General features: G+C 63.5%; 24 protein-coding genes and 1 tRNA gene. 7 read left to right on the top strand and 18 right to left on the bottom strand.

Annotated elements, in window-relative coordinates:
- Positions 1-5: 5 nt before the first annotated feature.
- Positions 6-320 (top strand): quaternary ammonium compound efflux SMR transporter SugE, encoded by a 315-nt coding sequence (gene sugE / locus ASG25_RS01090; protein WP_062468248.1) that lies wholly within the window; start codon positions 6-8, stop codon positions 318-320.
- Between the two features lie 3 nt (positions 321-323).
- Here the strand turns inward: sugE and ASG25_RS01085 are convergent, their stop codons facing one another.
- From ASG25_RS01085 to ASG25_RS01040, 10 genes are all read right to left on the bottom strand, one after another.
- Positions 324-1,115: an ATP12 family chaperone protein gene (locus ASG25_RS01085; RefSeq protein WP_062468246.1), complete on the bottom strand. Its 792-nt coding sequence runs from the start codon at positions 1,113-1,115 to the stop codon at positions 324-326.
- Positions 1,108-1,764 (bottom strand): HAD-IA family hydrolase, encoded by a 657-nt coding sequence (locus ASG25_RS01080; RefSeq protein WP_062468244.1) that lies wholly within the window; start codon positions 1,762-1,764, stop codon positions 1,108-1,110. Before ASG25_RS01080 ends, ASG25_RS01085 begins: the two co-directional genes overlap by 8 nt.
- Positions 1,764-2,750, bottom strand: a complete 987-nt coding sequence (locus ASG25_RS01075; protein WP_062468242.1) for an RluA family pseudouridine synthase — start codon at positions 2,748-2,750, stop codon at positions 1,764-1,766. The genes ASG25_RS01080 and ASG25_RS01075 overlap by 1 nt, the downstream gene beginning before the upstream one ends.
- 63 nt (positions 2,751-2,813) lie before the next feature.
- Entirely contained in the window at positions 2,814-3,191 is a 378-nt protein-coding gene (gene crcB, locus ASG25_RS01070) for a fluoride efflux transporter CrcB (protein ID WP_062471833.1), read from the bottom strand.
- Between the two features lie 58 nt (positions 3,192-3,249).
- On the bottom strand, positions 3,250-4,083 hold the full coding sequence (gene fghA, locus ASG25_RS01065) for an S-formylglutathione hydrolase (protein WP_062468240.1): 834 nt from the start codon (positions 4,081-4,083) through the stop codon (positions 3,250-3,252).
- A gap of 33 nt (positions 4,084-4,116) precedes the next feature.
- A complete protein-coding gene (locus ASG25_RS01060) occupies positions 4,117-4,722 on the bottom strand; it encodes a DUF1345 domain-containing protein (protein ID WP_062471830.1) in 606 nt (201 codons plus the stop codon).
- 64 nt (positions 4,723-4,786) lie between these two features.
- On the bottom strand, positions 4,787-5,230 hold the full coding sequence (locus ASG25_RS01055) for a YaiI/YqxD family protein (RefSeq protein WP_062468239.1): 444 nt from the start codon (positions 5,228-5,230) through the stop codon (positions 4,787-4,789).
- Complete coding sequence (locus ASG25_RS01050) at positions 5,227-5,709, bottom strand: GNAT family N-acetyltransferase (RefSeq protein ID WP_062468237.1); 483 nt, start codon at positions 5,707-5,709, stop codon at positions 5,227-5,229. The genes ASG25_RS01055 and ASG25_RS01050 overlap by 4 nt, the downstream gene beginning before the upstream one ends.
- Positions 5,709-6,836 (bottom strand): S-(hydroxymethyl)glutathione dehydrogenase/class III alcohol dehydrogenase, encoded by a 1,128-nt coding sequence (locus ASG25_RS01045; RefSeq protein WP_062468235.1) that lies wholly within the window; start codon positions 6,834-6,836, stop codon positions 5,709-5,711. Before ASG25_RS01045 ends, ASG25_RS01050 begins: the two co-directional genes overlap by 1 nt.
- 76 nt (positions 6,837-6,912) lie before the next feature.
- Entirely contained in the window at positions 6,913-7,308 is a 396-nt protein-coding gene (locus ASG25_RS01040; protein ID WP_062468233.1) for a helix-turn-helix transcriptional regulator, read from the bottom strand.
- Positions 7,309-7,597: 289 nt separating this feature from the next.
- Between ASG25_RS01040 and ASG25_RS01035 the strand changes: the two genes are divergently transcribed.
- Positions 7,598-8,482, top strand: a complete 885-nt coding sequence (locus tag ASG25_RS01035) for a DMT family transporter (RefSeq protein WP_062468231.1) — start codon at positions 7,598-7,600, stop codon at positions 8,480-8,482.
- Here the strand turns inward: ASG25_RS01035 and lipB are convergent.
- Positions 8,445-9,212 (bottom strand): lipoyl(octanoyl) transferase LipB, encoded by a 768-nt coding sequence (gene lipB, locus ASG25_RS01030; protein ID WP_062468228.1) that lies wholly within the window; start codon positions 9,210-9,212, stop codon positions 8,445-8,447. The genes ASG25_RS01035 and lipB overlap by 38 nt on opposite strands.
- A 286-nt stretch (positions 9,213-9,498) precedes the next feature.
- Between lipB and ASG25_RS01025 the strand changes: the two genes are divergently transcribed.
- Positions 9,499-9,583, top strand: a tRNA-Leu gene (locus ASG25_RS01025).
- Positions 9,584-9,659: 76 nt separating this feature from the next.
- On the opposite strand, the gene ASG25_RS01020 is transcribed toward ASG25_RS01025, so the two are convergent.
- Positions 9,660-10,160 carry a peptide deformylase gene (locus ASG25_RS01020; RefSeq protein WP_062468226.1) on the bottom strand — a complete coding sequence of 167 codons (501 nt, stop codon included), beginning with the start codon at positions 10,158-10,160 and terminating at the stop codon, positions 9,660-9,662.
- Between the two features lie 333 nt (positions 10,161-10,493).
- Between ASG25_RS01020 and mgtE the strand changes: the two genes are divergently transcribed.
- Both mgtE and ASG25_RS01010 read left to right on the top strand, forming a co-directional pair.
- On the top strand, positions 10,494-11,921 hold the full coding sequence (gene mgtE / locus ASG25_RS01015; protein ID WP_062468224.1) for a magnesium transporter: 1,428 nt from the start codon (positions 10,494-10,496) through the stop codon (positions 11,919-11,921).
- A gap of 123 nt (positions 11,922-12,044) precedes the next feature.
- The gene (locus ASG25_RS01010) at positions 12,045-12,431 is read left to right on the top strand and encodes a MerR family DNA-binding transcriptional regulator (protein ID WP_062471827.1); all 387 of its coding nucleotides are present in this window, start codon (positions 12,045-12,047) and stop codon (positions 12,429-12,431) included.
- A gap of 73 nt (positions 12,432-12,504) precedes the next feature.
- Here ASG25_RS01010 and ASG25_RS01005 read toward each other — a convergent pair whose 3' ends face one another.
- Together ASG25_RS01005 and ASG25_RS01000 are read right to left on the bottom strand one after the other, a co-directional pair.
- Positions 12,505-13,518 (bottom strand): DUF1624 domain-containing protein, encoded by a 1,014-nt coding sequence (locus ASG25_RS01005; protein WP_082479800.1) that lies wholly within the window; start codon positions 13,516-13,518, stop codon positions 12,505-12,507.
- Positions 13,519-13,616: 98 nt separating this feature from the next.
- Positions 13,617-14,300 carry a DUF599 family protein gene (locus ASG25_RS01000; RefSeq protein WP_062468222.1) on the bottom strand — a complete coding sequence of 228 codons (684 nt, stop codon included), beginning with the start codon at positions 14,298-14,300 and terminating at the stop codon, positions 13,617-13,619.
- 168 nt (positions 14,301-14,468) lie between these two features.
- Here ASG25_RS01000 and ASG25_RS00995 point away from each other — a divergent pair, with 168 nt between their 5' ends.
- Together ASG25_RS00995 and ASG25_RS00990 are read left to right on the top strand one after the other, a co-directional pair.
- Positions 14,469-15,869: an L-serine ammonia-lyase gene (locus tag ASG25_RS00995; RefSeq protein WP_062468221.1), complete on the top strand. Its 1,401-nt coding sequence runs from the start codon at positions 14,469-14,471 to the stop codon at positions 15,867-15,869.
- 50 nt (positions 15,870-15,919) lie between these two features.
- Entirely contained in the window at positions 15,920-16,348 is a 429-nt protein-coding gene (locus tag ASG25_RS00990; RefSeq protein WP_062468217.1) for a DUF1489 family protein, read from the top strand.
- 74 nt (positions 16,349-16,422) lie between these two features.
- Here ASG25_RS00990 and ASG25_RS00985 read toward each other — a convergent pair whose 3' ends face one another.
- The 4 genes from ASG25_RS00985 to ASG25_RS00970 form a co-directional block, all read right to left on the bottom strand.
- Positions 16,423-16,692 carry a hypothetical protein gene (locus ASG25_RS00985; protein WP_062468215.1) on the bottom strand — a complete coding sequence of 90 codons (270 nt, stop codon included), beginning with the start codon at positions 16,690-16,692 and terminating at the stop codon, positions 16,423-16,425.
- A 114-nt stretch (positions 16,693-16,806) separates the two neighbouring features.
- Positions 16,807-18,255, bottom strand: a complete 1,449-nt coding sequence (locus tag ASG25_RS00980; RefSeq protein ID WP_062468214.1) for an SPOR domain-containing protein — start codon at positions 18,253-18,255, stop codon at positions 16,807-16,809.
- 197 nt (positions 18,256-18,452) lie between these two features.
- Positions 18,453-19,208 (bottom strand): hypothetical protein, encoded by a 756-nt coding sequence (locus tag ASG25_RS00975; RefSeq protein ID WP_062468213.1) that lies wholly within the window; start codon positions 19,206-19,208, stop codon positions 18,453-18,455.
- A gap of 278 nt (positions 19,209-19,486) precedes the next feature.
- Positions 19,487-20,098: a transglutaminase-like cysteine peptidase gene (locus ASG25_RS00970; protein WP_062468212.1), complete on the bottom strand. Its 612-nt coding sequence runs from the start codon at positions 20,096-20,098 to the stop codon at positions 19,487-19,489.
- Positions 20,099-20,251 lie beyond the last annotated feature (153 nt).

Here is a 20,251-nt window from a genome sequence, read left to right as displayed (position 1 = left end):
TCTCCATGGCCTGGTTTTTTCTGTTTCTCGCCGGACTGTTCGAAATCGGATGGGCGATCGGCCTGAAATACACCGAGGGTTTCTCGAAACCGCTGCCCACCATCTTCACCATTGCCGCCATGGTTGCGAGCGTCGTGCTCCTCGGCGTGGCGCTGCGGACACTGCCGCTCGGCACGGCCTATGCGATCTGGACCGGGATCGGCACGGTCGGCACCGTCATTCTCGGCATCGTCCTGTTTGCCGAGCCGGCGACCGCGGTTCGGCTCGGCTGCATCGGCTTGATCGTCGCAGGCATAGCCGGGCTCAAGCTGACGGCGTGAGCGTCAATCGCGCCTGAGCGAATCGAGAACGGCGCTGGCCGCCTGCATGTCGCGCCAGCGCAGCTCGCGCCGCTGGAACGCTTCGTCATCGGTGCCCCAATGCTCGATCTGCCAGTCCTCGTCGAGATGCGCAAGCGCCCAGGCCTCGTCGACGCCGAGGCGGCGCTCGGCAATGGCGAGCGGCAGTATCGCGGAGCCCGTCAGCGTGGTCATGGCGTGGAGGGCCGAAAGCGCGATCGGTGTCTGGTAGGCCTCCAACGCACGGGCGAAAACGGAGATCGCGGCCTGCGGCTGGCTCTGATGCATCACGCCCTCGGCCAGGATGAAATGCGCCCCGAACGTCTCTGCCATCCAGCGGAGGATCGGATCCCATTGCGCCTGCTGGCGGGCCACGAGACCCTCCGGCTGGTCGGCGCGGTAGCAGAGCATATCCGTGCCCGAGAAGGTGAGGATGTCGTCGAAGACGCCGCGAATGTCCTTCGACACGCCATCGAGCGCGCTGTTGACAAGACGCGTGACCGGCATGGTGCCGGGATCGATGTTCTCGACCTGCGCCTCCCACTCCGCGGCCAGATACTCGGCCAGCCTCCTCGTCGGTACGACAAGCGCCTGCTTGGCGGGGGTCTTCACCGGCCGCCCGTCGAGCAGGATGGCGAAGCTGTCGTCCTCGGCGGGGCCGATCGAAACGTCCTTGTAGAATCGTTTCGGCAACGGCTTCAGCATCTGGATCTGCGCGCGGCGGACAGGATCGGGATCGCTGAACGTGTTCGTGAATTCGTCGCGGATATCAGGCATGCGCAGTCTCCAGCAAGGCAAGAATATCGTCCGGCGTCTCGACGATATGATTTGCGCCGGCGGCAAGGAGGGCGCTTGTCGGGGCATAGCCCCAGGAAACGCCGATTGCCGTGACGCCGGCACTCTTTGCCATCTGCATATCGTAAATCGCATCACCGATGACAAGCGTATCGCCGGGGGCGAAACCGGCCTCCGCGCAGCATTCGGTGACCATGGCGGGGTGCGGCTTGGAAGGGCAGTCGTCCGCCGTGCGCGAAACCCTGAAGTCGAAGCCGTGCGCCGTGCGGATCATATCCAGCCCGCGGCGCGATTTCCCCGTGACCGCGCCGATGACCAGATCCGGCCGTCGTGCCAGTGTCTGCATCAGGGCGGCGATGCCGGCAAACGGCTGTTCCGAGAGGCCAGCGGCACGGACATCCGCGTAGATGGCCTTGTAGTGGGCCGTCATCGCAAGCGCCCGGTCGTCGACATGCGGTTCGCCAGTCAGCCTGGCAATCGCGATGTCGAGAGTGAGGCCGATGATCGACTTCGTTTCTTCCAGAGAGGGCGGCACGCGGTCGAACGCCTGAAACGTCTGTGCCATCGTCGCATGGATCACGCCGGCACTATCGACCAGAGTGCCGTCGCAATCGAACAGGACGAGCTGCATCAGTCCTCTCCGGCGTTGGCCATGTCGAAACCGAAGAGGTTCCACGTCTGGACCATATGCTGGGGCATCGGGGCGGTGATGGTCAAACGCCCGCCATCGGGATGCGGGATGTCGATCCTGCGCGCATGCAGATGCAGGCGGTTCTGGACTCCGCTCGGGAAATTCCAGCTGGGCGCGTCGTCGAAATACTTGGGGTCGCCGAGGATCGGGTGACCGATATGCAGGGCGTGGACGCGCAGCTGATGGGTTCGGCCGGTATAGGGCTCCATCTCCAGCCAGGCAAAGTTCTGGCCCGCCTGCTCGAGCACCCGGTAGTAGGAAATCGCATGATCTGCGCCATCGTCGCCGTGGCGGGCAATGCGCATTCGATCACCGTCCGGCGTCTGCTCCTTGACGAGCCAGCTCGATACCTTGTCCTCCCGCTTGCGCGGAACGCCCTTGACCAGCGACCAGTAGGTCTTCTTCGTGTCGCGTTCGCGAAAGGCTGCCGTCAGCTTCTGCGCGGCGCCGCGGGTGCGTGCGACGACCAGCACGCCGGACGTGTCCCGATCGAGCCGGTGCACGAGGCGCGGCTTTTCACCCTTCGGACTGGTCCAGGCCTCCAGCATCTGGTCGATATGCCGGTTAAGACCGGACCCGCCCTGCACGGCGATGCCCGGTGGCTTGTTGAGCACGATGACCTTGGCGTCTTCATGCAACAGCATGCGCGACAGCAGCTCGTGGTCGGAAGAGTGCTTCAGGTCATGGTTCGGGATCGGCCCGGACTTGCGGTTTTCATCGACGTCCATCGGCGGAATGCGGATCGACTGGCCGGCTTCCACGCGAAAGTCGGATTTCACACGGCCGCCATTGACGCGGACCTGGCCCGAGCGCAACAGCTTCTGCAACGGCCCGAAGCCGAGGCCGGGATAGTGCACCTTGAACCAGCGATCGAGGCGCATGCCGTTTTCATCGGCTTCCACCGTCTTGTGCTCGATACCCGCCATGTCCTGGTCTTTCGTCCTCGGCGGTCAAAGCCCGCCTTCCATCATCGTCGTCTAGCGCCCGCTTTAGACGATTGCGCGCATCAGGGCCAGACCTGCGACGACGCCAAGCCCGGAAAGGACAAGGCTGGCGGCAATATAGACGATGGCGGACGGCCATTGCCCCTGTTCGGCCAGCATCGCGGCATCGAGCGAAAAGGCCGAGAAGGTGGTGTAGCCCCCGAGAACGCCGGTCACGAGAAAGAGGCGCAGTTCGGGCGAGGCTCCCCATCGCCGGGCGATGATTTCGGAGAATACGCCGATCAGAAACGAGCCGGTGACGTTGACGAACAGTGTGCCCCAGGGAAAGCCGGTTCCCATCAGCCGAGCACAGGCAAGGCCCGAGAGATAGCGGAGCACGGAGCCGACGGCCCCGCCGAGAGCAACCAGAAAAACGTTCACCACCGGCCCCCGCGCGCTTGCCGCCCCGACGACGGACAAACGCCCTGTGCGCTCTCCTGCCTCATGCGAGGCGCTCCGCATGCCAACGCAGATGATCGTCCATGAAGGTGGAGATAAAGTAGTAGGAGTGGTCGTAACGCTCCTGCATCCGCAGCGTCAGGGCAATACCCGTCCCCTTGACGGCCTCCTCGAAAAGATGCGGGCGCAGTCCGCTGTCGAGAAATCCGTCCGCCGTTCCCTGGTCGATCAGGAATTCCGGGAAGCGGGCGCCGTCTTCGACCAGCGCGCATGCGTCGTAGGCGCGCCAGGCGGCTTTGTCGGTGCCCAGGTATTTTCCAAACGCGCCCATCGACCAATCGGCCGTCGATGGCTGGACGATGGGGGCAAAGGCGGAGCAGCTCTTGAAGCGATCCGGGTTCTTCAGTGCGAGCGTCAGGGCGCCGTGACCGCCCATCGAGTGACCGAAGATGGCCTGGCGGTTCATGTCGGCACGGAACTGCGCGGCAATCAGCGCCGGGAGTTCCTGCGTGATGTAGGTTTCCATCCGGTAGTGCCGCGCCCAGGGTTCCTCGGTCGCATCGAGATAGAAGCCGGCGCCCTTGCCCATCTGCCAGTTGGCGGCCTCGTCTGCAACGTCGTCGCCGCGGGGACTGGTATCCGGGCAGACGATGATCAGGCCGAGCTCTGCGGCGAGCCGGCGATATTCGCCCTTCTCCATCACGTTGGCATGGCTGCAGGTCAGGCCGGACAGATACCAGACGACCGGACAGGGCTGGCTGACCGCCTGCGGCGGCACGAAGACGGCAAAGGTCATATCGCAATCACAGGCGTCGGACCGATGCGCGTAGACGCCTTGCATGCCGCCGAAGGCGATGTTCTGGGACAGGACGTTCATGACAGATTCCTTTTGGGCATGGCGGACAATACGTCAGAGCAGGGCGACCGCGGCGTTGACCGCCACGGCGATGAGCACGGTGTTGAAGAAGTAGGAGACGACGGCGTGGAGCAGATTGATCTTCCGCATGGCCGTGGTGTTGATCGCCACATCCGAGGTTTGTGCGGTCATGCCGATGACGAAGGAAAAATAGAGGAAGTCGAAGATCCCCGGCATGTCCGTTCCCGGAAAGTCGAGGCCGCGGCGATCGCCATCCTGCCCCGTGCCGTCTTCGGCAAGGTCGGGGCTCCAGTAGCGGTGGGCATAGTGGATGGCGGCCATCGTGTGGACCGTCAGCCAGCCGAGCGCGACCGAGGCGAAGGCGAGGATCTGCTCGGGAAGAGGCGCGCCATCCTTCTCGTTGAGCGCCTGAAACAGGGACACGAGGCAGATCACGACGGCAGCCAGGGTGACGCCGAGGATCACGAACTCCGGCTCGTCGGTGCCCGCCGCATTCTCTTTCAGAAAGGCGCCGCTGAGCTTGGGCATGCGGATCGCGATCATTACGAGATAGACGAGAAAGAAGAGAACGGCCGCAAGCTCGATGCCGAAGCGCTCGCTCTGGAGAAGGCCGAGCGGTAGCGACAGAGCGGCAGCCATCGCACCGAGCGAGAACGGAAGATGTCGCCGCGGAATGAGCCCGCTCCGTGCACCGGCCACGGCCTCAGGCCTGTTTCGCGCGCCGGCACAGCCGGTCGAGGGTTTCCAGAAAAGCGGAGCGGTCGCGGGCGGTGAAGGCGGCATTGAAGCCCCGGCTTTCGCCCGTTTCCCGCAGATGGGCGCCGAGATCCCGCATGGCCGTCGCCATGCCGATGTTGGCGACATCGAACACGCGGCCTGTCGGCCCCGTGACGAGCGCACCCTTGGCGACGCACCGTCCCGCGAGCGGCACGTCGGCGGTGATGACCACGTCGCCGGGCCCGGCCCGCTCCGCGATCCAGTCGTCCGCCGCATCGAAGCCGGACGACACCACGACATGCGTGACCATGGGGTCGCGCGACGGACGAAGTCCGGAATTGGCGACGAGCGTGACCGGCAGGTCATGCCGTTCGGCAACCTTCAGGATTTCCGGCTTGACCGGGCAGGCATCGGCATCGACGTAGATCACGCGACCTCTCCGGAAACGGGCGACGCGCGCCGCGCCATGTCGACATGCGGGATGCCGTCTTCGACATACTCGGCGGACGTCTCCTCAAAGCCGAAGCTTGCATAGAAGGCCCGCAGATGGCTCTGTGCGGACAGCGCGATCGGCGCGCCTCCAAAGGCGGTCTCACAGGCGGAGATCGCCTCCCGCATGAGCGCGTGGCCGAGGTGCTTGCCGCGATGGTCAGGCGAAACGACCACGCGGCCGATGCGGGCCGGCGTCTGCGCATCCGCGGGCGGCTGCAGCCGGGCGGACGCGAGGAGCACACCGTCGTCGAGAAGGCGCAGATGCAGTGCGGATGCATCTTTGCCGTCGAGTTCCGGATAGGGGCATGTCTGCTCCACCACGAAGACGTCGACGCGCAGTTTCAGCAGGGCATAGAGGTCGGTCGCCGACAGGGCGTCCATCGTCCGCAGATCGACCTCGTAGCGCGTGTCCGTCATCAATAGATCACGACGCTGCGGATGCTCTCGCCGGCATGCATCAGGTCGAAGCCCCGGTTGATGTCCTCGAGCGGCATCGTGTGGGTGATCATCGGATCGATCTGGATCTTGCCCTCCATGTACCACTCGACGATCTTCGGCACGTCCGTGCGGCCGCGGGCGCCGCCGAAGGCCGTGCCCATCCAGTTGCGGCCGGTCACGAGCTGGAAGGGCCGGGTGGAGATTTCCTGACCCGCGCCGGCAACGCCGATGATGACGGACTTGCCCCAACCGCGGTGCGACGACTCCAGCGCCTGGCGCATGACCTTGGTGTTGCCGGTGCAGTCGAAGGTATAGTCAGCGCCACCGATCGTGTCGCCGTTGCGCTTCGTCATGTTGACGAGATAGGGCACGATGTCGTCTCCGACCTCCTTCGGATTGACGAAGTGCGTCATGCCGAATTTCTCGCCCCAGGCCTTGCGGTCATTGTTGATGTCGACACCGATGATCATGTCTGCGCCGGCAAGGCGCAGGCCCTGCAGGACGTTCAGACCGATACCGCCGAGACCGAAGACGATGGCCGTCGAGCCGATCTCGACCTTCGCCGTGTTGATGACGGCGCCGATGCCTGTCGTCACACCGCAGCCGATGTAGCAGATCTTGTCGAAGGGGGCGTCCGGGTTCACCTTGGCGAGCGCAATTTCCGGCAGGACGGTGAAGTTCGCGAAGGTGGAGCAGCCCATGTAATGGAAGATCTTGTCCTTGCCGATGGAGAAACGCGAGGTGCCGTCCGGCATCAGGCCCTGGCCCTGCGTGGCGCGGATCGAGGTGCAGAGATTGGTCTTGCGCGACAGGCAGGAATAGCACTCCCGGCATTCCGGCGTGTAGAGCGGAATGACGTGATCGCCCTTTTTCAGCGACGTCACGCCCGGACCGACATCCACCACGATGCCGGCACCCTCATGGCCGAGAATGGCCGGAAACAGGCCCTCCGGATCGGCGCCCGAGAGGGTGAACTCGTCAGTGTGGCAGATGCCGGTCGCCTTGATTTCGACGAGGACTTCGCCGGCACGCGGGCCCTCCAGTTGCACGGTCATGATTTCGAGGGGTTTGCCAGCCTGAACGGCAAGGGCAGCGCGAACGTCCATGAAATGTCTCCTGGATCCAAAGCTCTTGAGGGGGCGCAGCGCCGGATGTCCGGCCTGCATGATTCGATATGTCTGTTCAGATACCCTTTAGGGCACGGCGAAGCGAGGTCTCAAGCGCGTCGATCGCCTTTCCCGCCTGCGTGTGCAGCCGTCTTGCGCTGGCGAGTTCCTCGATCAGGGCCTGTGCGGCAGAAGGAGACAGCGTGACGCCGGACGGCTCCGCGATCCCGGCCGTCAGCCACAGCGACGTGACGCCAAGAAGATCCGCGAGCAGGGCAAGCGTCTCCCCCTCGGGCGCGCTCCTGTCGCGCTCCCAGTCGGAGACCGTATCCGGCGGGACCCCCAGACGCTCGGCGAGATCGTCGAGGCTGAGGTTGAGCGCGCCGCGCGCGCGGAAAAGACGGCCGCCCGCCGTATCCGTATCGTGCGGCTGCCGCAGCATGGCCATCATGCCGTCAGTCGATGGGCGCATGGCGCTCTCCTCATCATGTTCCCGCTGGCTCGATCACGGGACGGGTGCCGTGGGCCGCAGGAAACCTCTTCACCCGAGCCTACATCCACGACCGCGAAAGAAAAGAGCCCGAAGCGGCAAAAATCCGTCGAGCGACGCCTTGCAGAAACCGCTCGGAGGGCATTGCCATGGGCGCGTCCGACCTCGGATCTGGAGCCTGATTCGCATGACCCGTCCACCATCGTCCGCTTCGCCCCAACCGGTCGTGCCCACCACAGTCTTGCCCACCACCGTGATGCCCACCACGGTGATGCAGGGCGCGGTGCTCCTGGTCACCGCCATGATGATCCTGCCCTGCATGGATGCCATCGCGAAGTACATGGCCGTCGAACTTCGAATGTCGCCGGGACAGGTGACGTTCTATCGCTTTTTCTTTCAGCTGGTCGCAACGCTGCCGATGCTGCTCCGACTGGGCGGTCCGAAGGCGCTCGTGCCGCAACGGCTTTGGTACAACATGCTGCGCGGCGTGCTGCTGGCCGCGGCGTCGCTGCTGTTCTTCACGTCGGTCAAGTACATGCCGCTTGCCGACGTGTTTGCGATCTATTTCGTGGAGCCATTCATCCTGACCTGTCTCTCGGCGCTGGTTCTCGGCGAGAAGGTCGGCTGGCGGCGGTGGACCGCGATCGGCATCGGCTTTTCCGGCGCGATGATCGTCATTCAGCCGAGCTTTCAGGCGTTCGGCCTGACGGCGCTGATGCCCGTGGCCTGCGCCTTTCTCTTTGCCTGCTACCTCCTGATGAACCGGGCTTCGGGCGCCGCCGACACGCCGCTTGCGATGCAGACCTTCGCGGGATTCGGCGGCACGCTGTTCATGGGTGCGACGCTCGCTCTCGGTCATGGCATGGGCGCGGAGGATTTCGTCCCGTCGTTGCCGCCGACACCCCTGGGGTGGGGGCTCGTCATCGTGCTCGGCACGATTTCCGGCTACGGGCACCTGATGGTGGTCAAGGCCTTCCAAGCTGCGCCCGCCTCGGTGCTCGCGCCGCTGCACTATTTCGAGATCATCGCGGCGACGATTCTCGGTTATCTCGTGTTCGGCGAGTTTCCGACGGCCTCCAAATGGCTGGGCGTCGGGATCATCGTTGGGTCGGGCCTGTTCATGATCTGGCGGGAGCGTCGCCAGCCGGCGACCTGACGGCCGACCGCGCCGTCGGTTCCGCAACGGTCGGACCGAAGACCGCGTCGAAGGCGTCCCGCAGCCGCATGTCCGCGTCCTCCATCATGACGGGCAATCCGAGATCGACGAGGCTGGTCACGCCGTGCCCGCGAATGCCGCAGGGCACGATGCCGCCGAAATGGTCGAGGTCGGGATCGACGTTCAACGACAGCCCGTGAAAACTTACCCAGCGGCGCAGACGAATGCCGATCGCGGCGATCTTGTCCTCGACGGGCGTTCCGTCGGGCAGGGGCGCCTTTTCGGGACGACGGACCCAGACGCCCACGCGATCTTCGCGTCGCTCGCCGGTGACGTTCATGCTGGCCAGGGTGCGGATGACGAGATCCTCGAGCGCGGCCACGAAGGCGCGAACATCCTGCCGCCGCCGCTTCAAATCGAGCATGACATAGACCACGCGCTGGCCGGGACCATGATAGGTGTACTCACCCCCGCGCCCCGTTGAAAAGACCGGGAAGCGGTCAGGCATGACGAGATCCGCCGCATCGGCACTGGTGCCCGCCGTGTAGAGCGGCGGATGCTCGACGAGCCAGACGAGCTCGTCCGCCTCGCCGGCAGCGATCGCCGCCACCTCCCGCTCCATCGTCTCGACGGCGTCCGGATAGGGCACGAGCCCGTCGGCAATCCGCCAGCGGACCGGCGGGCTTCCGTCAACGGCGAAGAAACGGCTGTCGAGAGCGTCGCGCTGCATGGGTCTTCCTGAAGAAAGCCTGCGGTCGGCCCGGAGCGATCCGGCGCCAAGCAGGTCCGTTGTCATGTCGGGCCGATCCCGAGCCCTCGGCCAGACGGCGCGGCGAACCGGGGATCGCGTTTAGATGGGATGCCGTGAGGGTGGGTTAAAGGCGGATTTTCGGGCACTGTCCACAGGCCTTTCAAATAGTTTCCACGCCGGAGAACTTTTCCGCTTCACGCCCTTGTGCCCCCCAAATCCTTTTGCTACATGCACCCCCGCCGGAGCAATTCGGATCTACCACGATGCGGTCGTGGCGGAATTGGTAGACGCGCAGCGTTGAGGTCGCTGTGGGGCAACCCGTGGAAGTTCGAGTCTTCTCGACCGCACCAACAGAAACCGGCTTAGGCCGGTTTTTTTGTGCCTGAACGACGGCAGATGGTTGCGATGCGGGCCCTCGCGGCTGTGCTATCCAAGCTTCAGCCCCTTCTCGTAGGTCTTGACCAACCGCTCCCGCTTCAGCCGCGACAGGCGATAGAGCCAGAAGATGCCATTGATCTGGTCGATCTCGTGCTGCAGGCAGGCCGACATCCATCCGTCCGCCTCCAGGTTCTGCCACAGGCCGTCAAGCGTCTGGTAGCGGACGTCGACCCGCGCGGGTCGTTCGACCTCGTCGGTGAAGCCCGGCATGGAGACGCTGCCTTCCCTCTGGCGAATGGTTTCCCGGGAGGCGCTGACGACGACCGGATTGACGAAGATTCGCGGACCGGCCGATGGCGCGATCTCGATCACGGTGATCGCCTGGAGAACGCCGATATGCGGGCCGGTGATGCCGACGCCCGGAGCGGCGCGCATGGTGTCGACGAGATCGGCCGCCAGCGACGCGAGCGCCCCGTCGAATGCGGTGACCGGGTCCGCTGGCGTCCTGAGGCGGACATCCGGGAAACGAAGGATCGGTCGGATCGTCATGCGGGCTCCGGCGTGTCGTGTTCCAGGGTCCAGACGGCCTCGAACAGGTGCGATGGGGCAAGGCACGCCTGCGCCAGAGGGCCGCGGAAACGGCCTGGACGGGTGCCGATTTGACTTCGATTTGTCAGGTTCTGCAACAGCTTGAACAAATTTTTCCGATATGTCCGGCCGGAGCCGCATCTTCGGTAGACCCGGGCACGTCCTTGGTCTAGCACGAAGTGCGGCCGGCCCTGTTTTCGGCCTGCAACCATCGAGACACTGGCAGAGCCTTTTCTTCAAGCTTCGGGCATCGTCCCGGCGCCGAAAACGGCTGAACGATCGCGAGGCGGGCAGATGAGCAACACCGGCGACGACCTGGAGACGCGCGTTCCCGAAGCGGATGATGCCTATGACGGGGCTGACATCTACGCCGAGGACGGCTCGGTGCGTTCCGACTATCTCATGCATGTCGGCGCAGCGATCGCCGATCGCGACGTGCTCTATCTGCGTCAGCATGTCGCGCGGCTCCATGCGTCCGAAATGGGCGACCTGCTCGAGGCGATCAATCCGGAACAGCGGCGGGCCATGGTGTCGCTGCTGGGCGACGAATTCGATCTCTCGGCGCTGACGGAGGTTGACGAAGCCATTCGCCTCGACATCGTCGAGCATCTGCCGAACGAGCAGATTGCCGCGGCGCTCGGCGAGATGGACTCGGACGATGCCGTCTACATTCTCGAGGATATGGACCAGGAGGATCAGGAAGCGATCCTCGCCAAGCTTCCCTTCACCGAACGCGTGCGCCTGCGCCGCTCGCTGGACTATCCCGAATCGACGGCCGGCCGACGCATGCAGACGGAGTTCGTCGCCGTGCCGCCCTTCTGGACGGTGGGGCAGACCATCGACTATATGCGCGAGGACACCGAGCTTCCCGAGAGTTTTACCCAGATCTTCGTGATCGATCCGACATTCCGTCTCCTCGGAACGATCGATCTCGATCGCATCCTGCGCACCAAACGGTCGGTGAAAATCGAATCGATCATGCGCGAGACCAATCATCCGGTCCCCGCGGAAATGGACCAGGAAGAAGCCGCCCAGGTCTTCGAACAGTATAACCTGCTCTCGGCTGCCGTCGTCGACGAGAACCAGCGTCTCGTCGGCGTGCTGACCATCGACGACGTCGTCGACGTCATCCAGGAAGAGGCCGAGGAAGACATCATGCGCCTCGGCGGCGTCGGCGACGAAGAGCTGTCCGACTCGGTGATCGATACCTCGCGCTCGCGCGTCGTGTGGCTGATGGTCAACCTGTTGACGGCCATCCTTGCCGCCTCCGTCATCGGGCTGTTCGACAAGGCGATCGAGCACATCGTGGCACTGGCCGTCCTCATGCCCATCGTGGCCGGCATGGGCGGCAATGCAGGGTCGCAGACGATGACGGTCACGGTGCGGGCGCTGGCGACGCGCGATCTCGACATTCACAACGCCTTCCGGGTTATCCGGCGCGAAGCGGGCGTCGGCCTCATCAACGGCGCTCTGTTCGGCCTCCTCATCGGCCTCGCCGCCGGCCTGTGGTTCCACAGTGCCGATATCGGCGGCATCATCGCGACCGCCATGCTGATCAACATGATCGCCGCGGCACTTGCGGGGATCTTCATTCCCTTGCTGCTCGACAAGTTCGGTGCGGATCCGGCCGTTTCGTCAGCGGTGTTCGTGACGACCGTCACGGACGTCACGGGCTTCTTTGCCTTTCTCGGCCTCGCCACCTGGTGGTTCGGGATCCACTGAACGACCTCGCTTTATCGGAACGCGGTTTCCCGCCCATCAAGGCCGGAGATCACCGACATGTCCCTGCCGATTGACTTTTACGTAAATGTCGATCAGGATTTGGTCTGGCAGATGAGGCACGGTTTGGACAAGTATTATACCATCACAGAACTGACACGAGAATTCGGTGTCTCCACCCGCACCCTTCGTTTTTATGAGGACGAGGGGTTGATCCACCCTGAGCGACGCGGTCGGACCCGGTTCTTCCGTTCGACGGATCGGCATCTGATCAAGGAAATTCTGCGCGGACGCCGGATCGGCTTCAGCATCGCCGAGATCCGCGAAATCATCCAGGTCTACAAGGAGCCACCAGGCGAAGCCGGTCAGCTCCGGCTGATGATGAAGCGGCTTGAGGACAAGCGGGCGGAACTGATCCAGAAGCGCCGGGATATCGAGGAAACGCTCGCGGAAATGAGCAATGTCGAGGAAGCCTGCCTGACGCGGCTCGCCGAAATCGGCGTCGGGACCTGACCACATCCCTCGGAGCATGAACAGTCGATCGCCGTGGCGGCTCACCCGCCGCGGCGTTTTTGTTTTTCGGGCGCTATTCCCGCGCCTTCATCGTGCACTGACCGGCAATCTCCGAGACCTGGCGGTTCATCTCGACGTCGGTCTGACCCCGATCCAGAGGGTCGAGAAGATTTTCCTCCACCAGCTTGTCGAGCGTGCACCCGCAGAAGCTCGAACAGAACGCTTGCGTCTCGTCGCCGGTGCAGGTCGCCATGCAGCTCGATTGGAAGGCCGGACGCGGATCGGGCCGCGGCGCCGGGTAGACCATGGCGACCAGCGCAACGACCGAGTACAGCAGCGGCTGATGCAGAAGATAGATCGGCAGACTGTGCCGGCCGGCAAAGGCAAGCCCGCGGGAGACCGGCCCCGTTGTCTCTCGGGCCGGTCCGGTCGGCTTGAGCCAACCACGCGAAAGAGCGATCCGGCCGAGCGCAATGCCGGTGAGAAACGGCGCGAGCCAGGGCAGGAGCGGGACATAGTCGTTTGATCGCGGCAGCGTTTCCGACAAGCCGACCCACAAGAGTGCAGGCGCTTCGAAGAACGATGAGCGCAGGTACAGCGGCGCTGCGAATGCGGCAATGGCAGCCGCAAGCGTGATTGCGACCGGAAGGCGAAGAAACAGGATGCCGATCAGGCTCGCTGCTGCAATCGCGTGGAGAATGCCGAAGAAGATGTATTCCGCCGGAAAGACATACCAGGTCGCGATGCTGATCACCACGGCCGCGGCCACGATCCGGACAAAGCGCTTGAAGAATGCGGGGCGGCGAAGGCGGGGAAAGTGACCGAGCACGAGGCTGAAGCCGGCAAGGAAGAGAAAGGTGCTGGCGATGCCGCGGGCGTAATATTTGAACACGCCGATGCCAACCGTACCGGGTGCTAAATATCCGAAATGTTCGAGATCCCAGGAGAAATGATAGCTCGCCATCGCAAGGATCGCGATGCCGCGCACGACGTCCAGCCAACCGAGGCGATGACGCTCGCGGCGGCCGGTCTCCGGTGGGATGACGGAGGCGTCGTCAAGTGGTGCGGTCTGATGGGTCAATGACATGCAAACTCCCCTGAAGCATGCTCGGCGAAGATGGAAGCAAGAGTGTTCCGGAGCACGCGAAACGTCAGGATGACAGGCCGGCGCGCGGCCGGCGGGATCTACGGTTCGAGGAGCGCTTCCCGCGCCTCGGAGAAGAACTGACGTCGAAAGAGAACGACGATGACGATGCCGGTGGCACCGATGAGGATATAGGGGCTGACGAACCAGCCAAGATAGCCGATTGACAGGAAGATGCTGCGCAGCCCTGCATTGAAGTGCTTGGCAGCGACCACGTTCATGCGAATCGCACGCTCGGCCGCCCGTTCGGCAAACGCACGATCGACCTTGGTTTCCGACAGCATGGGGATGCCGCCGATGAGAATCGAGCAGTAGTTGAACAGCCGGTAGGACCATCCGAACTTGAAGAAGGCATAGCCGAAGATGCAGGTCAGTCCGCTGACCTTCAGTTCGAAGGCTGTTCTTCCGCCCTGGACGACGTAGGGCAGATCGTTGAAGATCGCCTGTGCCTCCGTGGCGCGGCCAAGAAGCGCGAAGCAGCCGCCGAGCGCAAAGATACAGGTCGACGCGAAGAACGCGGTTCCGGCCTGCAGGCCGGCGATGATCTGGGTATCGATCATTTTCAGGTCGCGATTGAGCGAATTGAGAATCCATCGGCGGCGTCGCTCGATCATCAGTCGCGAGAGGCTTGTCCGACCGAAGACCGTGCGGCGGTCCGTGATCCAGACATAGCCGCCCCACAGCAGCGCAAACAGCAAGAGTGCGATATAATCGAGCAGAACCATGCGGCTCTTGTGGCACGCTCTTGCGAAAAAGCAATATGCTGCAAAGTCCGTCGGCGGCCTATGTCGCGTGCGCCTCATCGGATGTCGGTCGGTCGCCGCCCGGATGCGACGGCGATGACCTATGGTCGGTGGTCAGGAATGCGCGGACGGGCGCAGAGCGGGGTTTGCATGTTTCTTTCCGTATTCGATGTGTTCAAGATCGGCATCGGTCCGTCGAGCTCCCATACGATGGGGCCGATGTCCGCGGCCAATCGCTTTCTGGAGCTTCTGCTGTCCGCGGACTGGCCTCGTCCCGCGGGTGCGTCCGTGGCGGCCATAACCGTCAGCCTGCATGGTTCGCTTGCGCATACCGGCATCGGCCATGGATCGGGCAGGGCGGTCGTGCTCGGCCTGATAGGCGAGCGTCCCGACCAGGTCGATCCCGATCGCATGGACGCGATCATCGAAGCCGTCGAGCGGAGCGGAGAGGTCACGCCGCCGGGTCACCCCACCTATCGGTTCCAGCCAAAGAGCGATCTTTTCTTCGACAAGAAGGTGCCGCTGCCGGGCCACGCCAATGGCATGTCCTTCTCCGCTCTCGACAGGGACGGGCGCCTGCTCGTGAAGCGCATCTACTACTCCATCGGCGGTGGCTTCGTCGTGACGGATACGGAACTCGAGGCGATGCGCGCTTCCAAGACCAAGCCGGGTGGGATCAAGGTGCCCTATCCCTTTGCCAACGCGAAGCAGATGCTCGACATGGCGGCGCGTTCGGGGCTTTCTATCGCCCAGATGAAGCGCGCGAACGAGGAATGCTCCATGTCACGCGAAGAGCTGGATGCCGGACTCGACCGGATCTGGGCCGCGATGAAGAGCTGCATCGATCGGGGACTCTCGCAGGAGGGCATCCTGCCGGGCGGTCTCAAGGTGCGGCGCCGGGCCGGCATGATCCATGACAAGCTCGAACAGGAATGGCGGTCCAACAAAATTAATCCGCTGCTCGCCAATGATTGGCTGAGCGTATACGCCATGGCCGTGAATGAGGAAAACGCGGCGGGTGGGCGGGTCGTGACGTCGCCGACCAATGGCGCGGCCGGCGTGGTGCCCGCGACCATCCGCTACTACCTGCATTTTCATGAAGACGCGGATGAGAACGGGATCCGGGACTATCTTCTGACCGCGGCTGCCATCGGTGGAATCATCAAGTTCAATGCCTCGATCTCCGGTGCCGAGGTCGGCTGTCAGGGAGAGGTGGGATCCGCATCGGCCATGGCCGCCGCGGGCCTCGCCGCCGTGATGGGAGCCACGCCCGAGCAGATCGAGAATGCCGCCGAGATCGCACTGGAACATCACCTCGGCATGACCTGCGATCCGGTGGGGGGGCTCGTGCAGGTGCCCTGCATTGAGCGCAATGCGCTGGGCGCCGTCAAGGCGGTCACGGCCGCATCGCTCGCGCTCAAGGGGGATGGCAGCCATTTCGTGCCGCTCGATGCCTGCATCGAAACGATGCGCCAGACGGGCGTCGATATGCACGACAAGTACAAGGAAACGTCGACGGGGGGCCTCGCGGTCAATGTTGTCGAGTGCTGATGCCGTGTGGCTCTTGACGGGCCGCTGGCAAGCGTGTTGAACGCGGCATCATGGCCTTGCATCTTCTCAAGCTTTGCGTCGGCGCGGATTCCATCGACGATCTGCGCGAATGGGTCGCCCATCGCGCGCTGAACGCGATGTCGGCCGGCCACGCGCCGCACTCCGTTCATACCACCCGCATGGTGCCCAAGCGCACGGAGGAACTGCTCGACGGCGGCTCGCTCTACTGGGTGATCAAGGGCCAGGTGCAGGCCCGCCAGCGCATTCTCGATATCGCGCCGTTCACGGATGGCGAAGGCATTGGACGCTGCAATCTCGTTCTCGGCCCCGAGGTCATCGACACCGATTTTCAGCCGCGTCGTCCCTTCCAGGGCTGGCGCTATCTGACGGACGCCGATGCGCCACGCGACCTCGCATCCGAGACGGCCGACATGCCGAGCGACCTCCGGCGCGAACTGACCGAACTCGGCCTCCTCTGATCGACATGCCCAAACGACAAGGCCCGCCGGCGGGTCTGCGCGGCGGGCTTTGTCGGATTGTCTGTCACGTCAGGTTATTTGATTCTCAGTCGAACCGGCCGGCGTGACGATGGTGCAGTCACGTGGAGGTGGATGACCACATCCGGCTGCGTCGAGCGCCAGGCTCGTGCGCCATGGGTGAGGAGCATTCCGACGAGATCCTTGGTCTTCGACCGCGGCTTTGATCCCAGTTCGGCAATGCGCATGGCTGCTTCGTGGAGTGGATGGAGGCCCCGGCGCGGTGCGCGGCGAACCTTGTTGTCGGGGACCAGAGGTGCTCCCGAACCGTTTTCATTCATCGACATGACGGACCCCGTTGACGCAAAACAAACCCGAGGAGGAGGCCGGCGCAACAACAGACGCCGGCATTTCGATATTGTGTGAGGTGGCCGGCGTTCCCGTCGGCCAATCCTGAGACCTTACTGGGCGGCGGCCCAGCAGGCGAAACCCTTCTTCTTCAGAGCCGAGCAGGCGTTGACGGCCTTGTCCTGGCTGGAGAAACCACCGAAGCGCGCGCGATAAAGCTGGCTGCTGCCGCTCGAAACGGCCACGGTAAAGGGCTTGGCGGCGGAGAGCGCCTTGCCGCCCTTTTCTTTGGCGTTGCCAAGAAGCGTCATGGCCTGGTCCTTGTCTGGCGTTGCACCGATCTGGATGATCCAGCCGGACAGACCGGCGGATGCCGCGTCTTCCGTCACGGGCTCGGAGACCTTCTTGGCGACGGAATTCGTGACCTGGCGATCGATGGCGGTGTTGGTGCCGAGGGAGGCAAGCTTCTGGCTCTGGGCTTCCAGGGTGTTCGGCTTGGCGGCAAGTACCGGGTTGGCGCTGGCCTTCGGCTCGGCAGCATAGGCGACCTCGACGCTGCGGGTCGTTTCGTCGCTGTAGCGGGCGCCGGGGACCGGGCCACTGTTGGGCAGGTTGAAGCTGCCGCCGGTCGCCGCTGCGGTCGAGACCGTGCGCGGCTCGCTGGCCGAAAGCGTCGGCGCGTCCTGGGTTTCGGCAACGAGATTGCCGCTGCCGCTGCGCGACGCTGCCGGCATGTACTTGGCGACGAGCGCGCGCATCTGGGCATCGCGGGCACCGCCGGACTTGCCGCCGAGAACGACACCGACGATGCTGCGGCCATCGGCTTGTGCCGAGGTCACAAGGTTGAAGCCGGCTGCACGGGTATAGCCCGTCTTGATGCCGTCGACACCGCGCACATTGCCGAGAAGACGGTTGTGGTTGCCGATGACCTGACGGCCGAAGGTGAAGCTGCGCGTCGAGAAGTAGCTATAATACTGAGGAAAATGCTGACGCAGCGCCATGCCGAGCCGGGCCTGGTCGCGAGCGGTCGTCATCTGGTCGTCGTTCGGCAGGCCATTGGCATTGCGGTAGGTTGTACGCGTCATGCCGAGCGCACGGGCCTTGCTAGTCATGATCCGGGCAAAGCGCTCTTCCGAGCCGCCGAGGAACTCGCCGAGAGCCGTTGCAGCGTCATTGGCGGAGCGCGTGACGAGCGCCTGGATTGCCTGCTCGACCGTGATCGTCTGGCCGGCGCGCACGCCGAGCTTGGATGGAGGCTCGGCAGAGGCGTGCTTGGAGAAGGGGACGGGCGTGTCCTTGCGCACCTTTCCAGCTTCGAGCGCTTCGAAGGTCAGGTAAAGGGTCATCATCTTCGTCAGCGAAGCAGGATAGCGCAGACTGTCGGCATCTTCGCTGTAAAGCACCTTGCCGGTTTTCGCATCGACGACGATGCCGGCATATTTGGCGGCCAGAGCGGGGGCTGCAAAGACACAGACCGCCACGACGGAGGCAACGATCATACGTGAAGCCGATTTGAAGAATGGGGTCGGCTGACGCTCGGTGGAACCGTTCAATGTTGGCATGGACACTACGCTTCTCTTCATTCTCAGGTCAAAAATTGTCGTCCGGGCATCGCCCCCCTACGGACGACCGTTGCCCAGACTTTATCCTCACAGCGTTACCAATCGGTTTATGATGAAGGATTGGTTTCAAAATCGACACACATCGCGCTGCCCGAAATCGCTCCGCGGGACCGCGGCCGTTGATGATCTTCTTGGCGTCAAGGAACGCGTTTTGCGTCGACGAAGTGCCGAACGGCCTCGTCGATGGCGTGCCATTGTGGCAGCAATTGGCTGGAGAACCGGTAGAGCACCACGAGATCCTGGCCCGCATGCACGTCGCGTTGACAATCCGCGCTGGTGGCAAGCTCCGGGCGCTCCGGCATGAGGCAGCGGACGCCGTAGTCTGCTGGAGCAGATGTTGCGGTCGACGACGCGGTGAAAAAGATCTCGGCGCCGTATCCCGATGTGGCTTTCATGCGATGACCGGTCAGGCCGGCAGGGCCGGGGATGGGGTCGCCTTCGAACAGGTGACGATAGATCGGCGCGATGCGGCCGGACATGTCGCGCGACATGGTGCTTTGGGAGATCTGCAGGAAGACGAGCCCGTCCGTGCGCGTGACATCGTTGAAGCGGCTTCGCGTTTCGTCGCTATAGCCCTGCATTTCGGGCCAGGTCGCGTAGAGATCGACGCGTTCCGCGGCGCCTGCCGTGCGCTGCTCGGCAAAGCGAATGACGTTGGCGGGCAGACGCAGGTGGTCGGTGCCGATCACGATGTCGGTGTCGACCGTGCTCGTGGTGTTGCCACCAAGCGCGAGTGTCGCGCCGATCCGGGGGCCGGCCAGGCAGATCGCGATTGTCAGGGCGGCAAGCAGTCCGATCGCCGATCCGGTGAAAAGGAGAAGGCGCGAGCGTGATGGCGCGTCACCGGGAGAAGAGTGTCCGGGGGTTGCAGCGAGCTCTGATGAAGTGGTCATCGGATCGTTCCAGCATCCCTCCCGGCGCGGCGCGCGCCTGCGTCGACCCGACACAGGATCGACCGGCACGGATGAACGAACCGCAGGTCGATACCGGGTCAGGCTGACGCAGGAAGGTTAATTTTCCGTAAAGCACAGGCGCGCCGTCCGGTGACATCACGTCGCGAAACGAAGAAGGCCGGCTCCGGGGACAGCGGAGCCGGCCTTATGGGCCGCCGGTGACGGGGATCACCGCGCAGGCCCAAACTCGGGATCGAGGGAAGGGTGGAAAGCCGCGCCTACTGCGTCTGGACGCTGCCGACGGCCACGGCCCGGCCATCCTGGATCTTGACCCACCGGCCGGCATTGTCGACAGACTGCCGCTTCAGGTAGGTATATTCCGTATCGGACCAGATCAGCACCTTGCTGCGCATGTTGTCGAGAATGAAATCTCCGCGGTCCGTGCGCACCGTCAGTACGGCGTGTCCATCGCCGTTCGGCTGCAGCACGACGGTGATCAGCAGGTTGTTCGGTGCGATACCGGCCTGCATCAGCTCGCGACGCTTCAGGAGAACGTAGTCTTCGCAGTCGCCGACGGTTTCCGGATAGGCCCAGTGTTCTTCGACACCGTAGATTTCCTTGTCGGTCATCGGCGTGATCCGCTCGTTGACGTCGTAATTGACTTCGAGAATGGTCTTCCAGGTCTCGCGCGTGAGGGTCAGCGGTGCTGCCTTGGTCGGGTTGGCACGGCATTCGTCCGGTGCCGTGCGGCAAAACTCGTAATGTCCGACAGGCGGATTCGTCGGTCCTTCCGTTTCCATATTGGCTGGGAATGCAAAGGCGGATGTCGCCAAGGCAAGCGCGCCGATGATGCCGAAGAAGCCTGCTTTGAAGCTTTTTGTTTTTGTCATTGTCCGTGTCCCCGTTACAGGCACAGAATGACACGGACGTTTTGATCTCAGCCAAAAGTCCGAAGTAAAACAAAGTACAAATGCCGATCAACTGAATATAAAATACGCATAAAACACGATGACTGTTTTAAATGTATTTGAGTCGGTTTCGTC

Origin of the sequence: Rhizobium sp. Leaf384 (assembly GCF_001424065.1) — a bacterium.
GTDB lineage: Bacteria > Pseudomonadota > Alphaproteobacteria > Rhizobiales > Rhizobiaceae > Ferranicluibacter.
The sequence above is the reverse complement of the archived record's forward strand: the minus strand, read 5'-3'. Positions and strand labels throughout refer to the sequence as shown.

What these genes read in the sequence shown, in the direction of transcription:
- sugE (WP_062468248.1), top strand. Translation starts at nt 6, where the DNA reads ATGGCCTGGTTTTTTCTGTTTCTCGCCGGACTGTTCGAAATCGGATGG.
- ASG25_RS01085 (WP_062468246.1), bottom strand. Translation starts at nt 1,115, where the DNA reads ATGCCTGATATCCGCGACGAATTCACGAACACGTTCAGCGATCCCGAT.
- ASG25_RS01080 (WP_062468244.1), bottom strand. Translation starts at nt 1,764, where the DNA reads ATGCAGCTCGTCCTGTTCGATTGCGACGGCACTCTGGTCGATAGTGCC.
- ASG25_RS01075 (WP_062468242.1), bottom strand. Translation starts at nt 2,750, where the DNA reads ATGGCGGGTATCGAGCACAAGACGGTGGAAGCCGATGAAAACGGCATG.
- fghA (WP_062468240.1), bottom strand. Translation starts at nt 4,083, where the DNA reads ATGAACGTCCTGTCCCAGAACATCGCCTTCGGCGGCATGCAAGGCGTC.
- ASG25_RS01060 (WP_062471830.1), bottom strand. Translation starts at nt 4,722, where the DNA reads ATGGCTGCCGCTCTGTCGCTACCGCTCGGCCTTCTCCAGAGCGAGCGC.
- ASG25_RS01050 (WP_062468237.1), bottom strand. Translation starts at nt 5,709, where the DNA reads ATGACGGACACGCGCTACGAGGTCGATCTGCGGACGATGGACGCCCTG.
- ASG25_RS01045 (WP_062468235.1), bottom strand. Translation starts at nt 6,836, where the DNA reads ATGGACGTTCGCGCTGCCCTTGCCGTTCAGGCTGGCAAACCCCTCGAA.
- ASG25_RS01040 (WP_062468233.1), bottom strand. Translation starts at nt 7,308, where the DNA reads ATGCGCCCATCGACTGACGGCATGATGGCCATGCTGCGGCAGCCGCAC.
- ASG25_RS01035 (WP_062468231.1), top strand. Translation starts at nt 7,598, where the DNA reads ATGCAGGGCGCGGTGCTCCTGGTCACCGCCATGATGATCCTGCCCTGC.
- lipB (WP_062468228.1), bottom strand. Translation starts at nt 9,212, where the DNA reads ATGCAGCGCGACGCTCTCGACAGCCGTTTCTTCGCCGTTGACGGAAGC.
- ASG25_RS01020 (WP_062468226.1), bottom strand. Translation starts at nt 10,160, where the DNA reads ATGACGATCCGACCGATCCTTCGTTTCCCGGATGTCCGCCTCAGGACG.
- mgtE (WP_062468224.1), top strand. Translation starts at nt 10,494, where the DNA reads ATGAGCAACACCGGCGACGACCTGGAGACGCGCGTTCCCGAAGCGGAT.
- ASG25_RS01005 (WP_082479800.1), bottom strand. Translation starts at nt 13,518, where the DNA reads ATGTCATTGACCCATCAGACCGCACCACTTGACGACGCCTCCGTCATC.
- ASG25_RS01000 (WP_062468222.1), bottom strand. Translation starts at nt 14,300, where the DNA reads ATGGTTCTGCTCGATTATATCGCACTCTTGCTGTTTGCGCTGCTGTGG.
- ASG25_RS00995 (WP_062468221.1), top strand. Translation starts at nt 14,469, where the DNA reads ATGTTTCTTTCCGTATTCGATGTGTTCAAGATCGGCATCGGTCCGTCG.
- ASG25_RS00990 (WP_062468217.1), top strand. Translation starts at nt 15,920, where the DNA reads ATGGCCTTGCATCTTCTCAAGCTTTGCGTCGGCGCGGATTCCATCGAC.
- ASG25_RS00985 (WP_062468215.1), bottom strand. Translation starts at nt 16,692, where the DNA reads ATGTCGATGAATGAAAACGGTTCGGGAGCACCTCTGGTCCCCGACAAC.
- ASG25_RS00980 (WP_062468214.1), bottom strand. Translation starts at nt 18,255, where the DNA reads ATGCCAACATTGAACGGTTCCACCGAGCGTCAGCCGACCCCATTCTTC.
- ASG25_RS00975 (WP_062468213.1), bottom strand. Translation starts at nt 19,208, where the DNA reads ATGACCACTTCATCAGAGCTCGCTGCAACCCCCGGACACTCTTCTCCC.
- ASG25_RS00970 (WP_062468212.1), bottom strand. Translation starts at nt 20,098, where the DNA reads ATGACAAAAACAAAAAGCTTCAAAGCAGGCTTCTTCGGCATCATCGGC.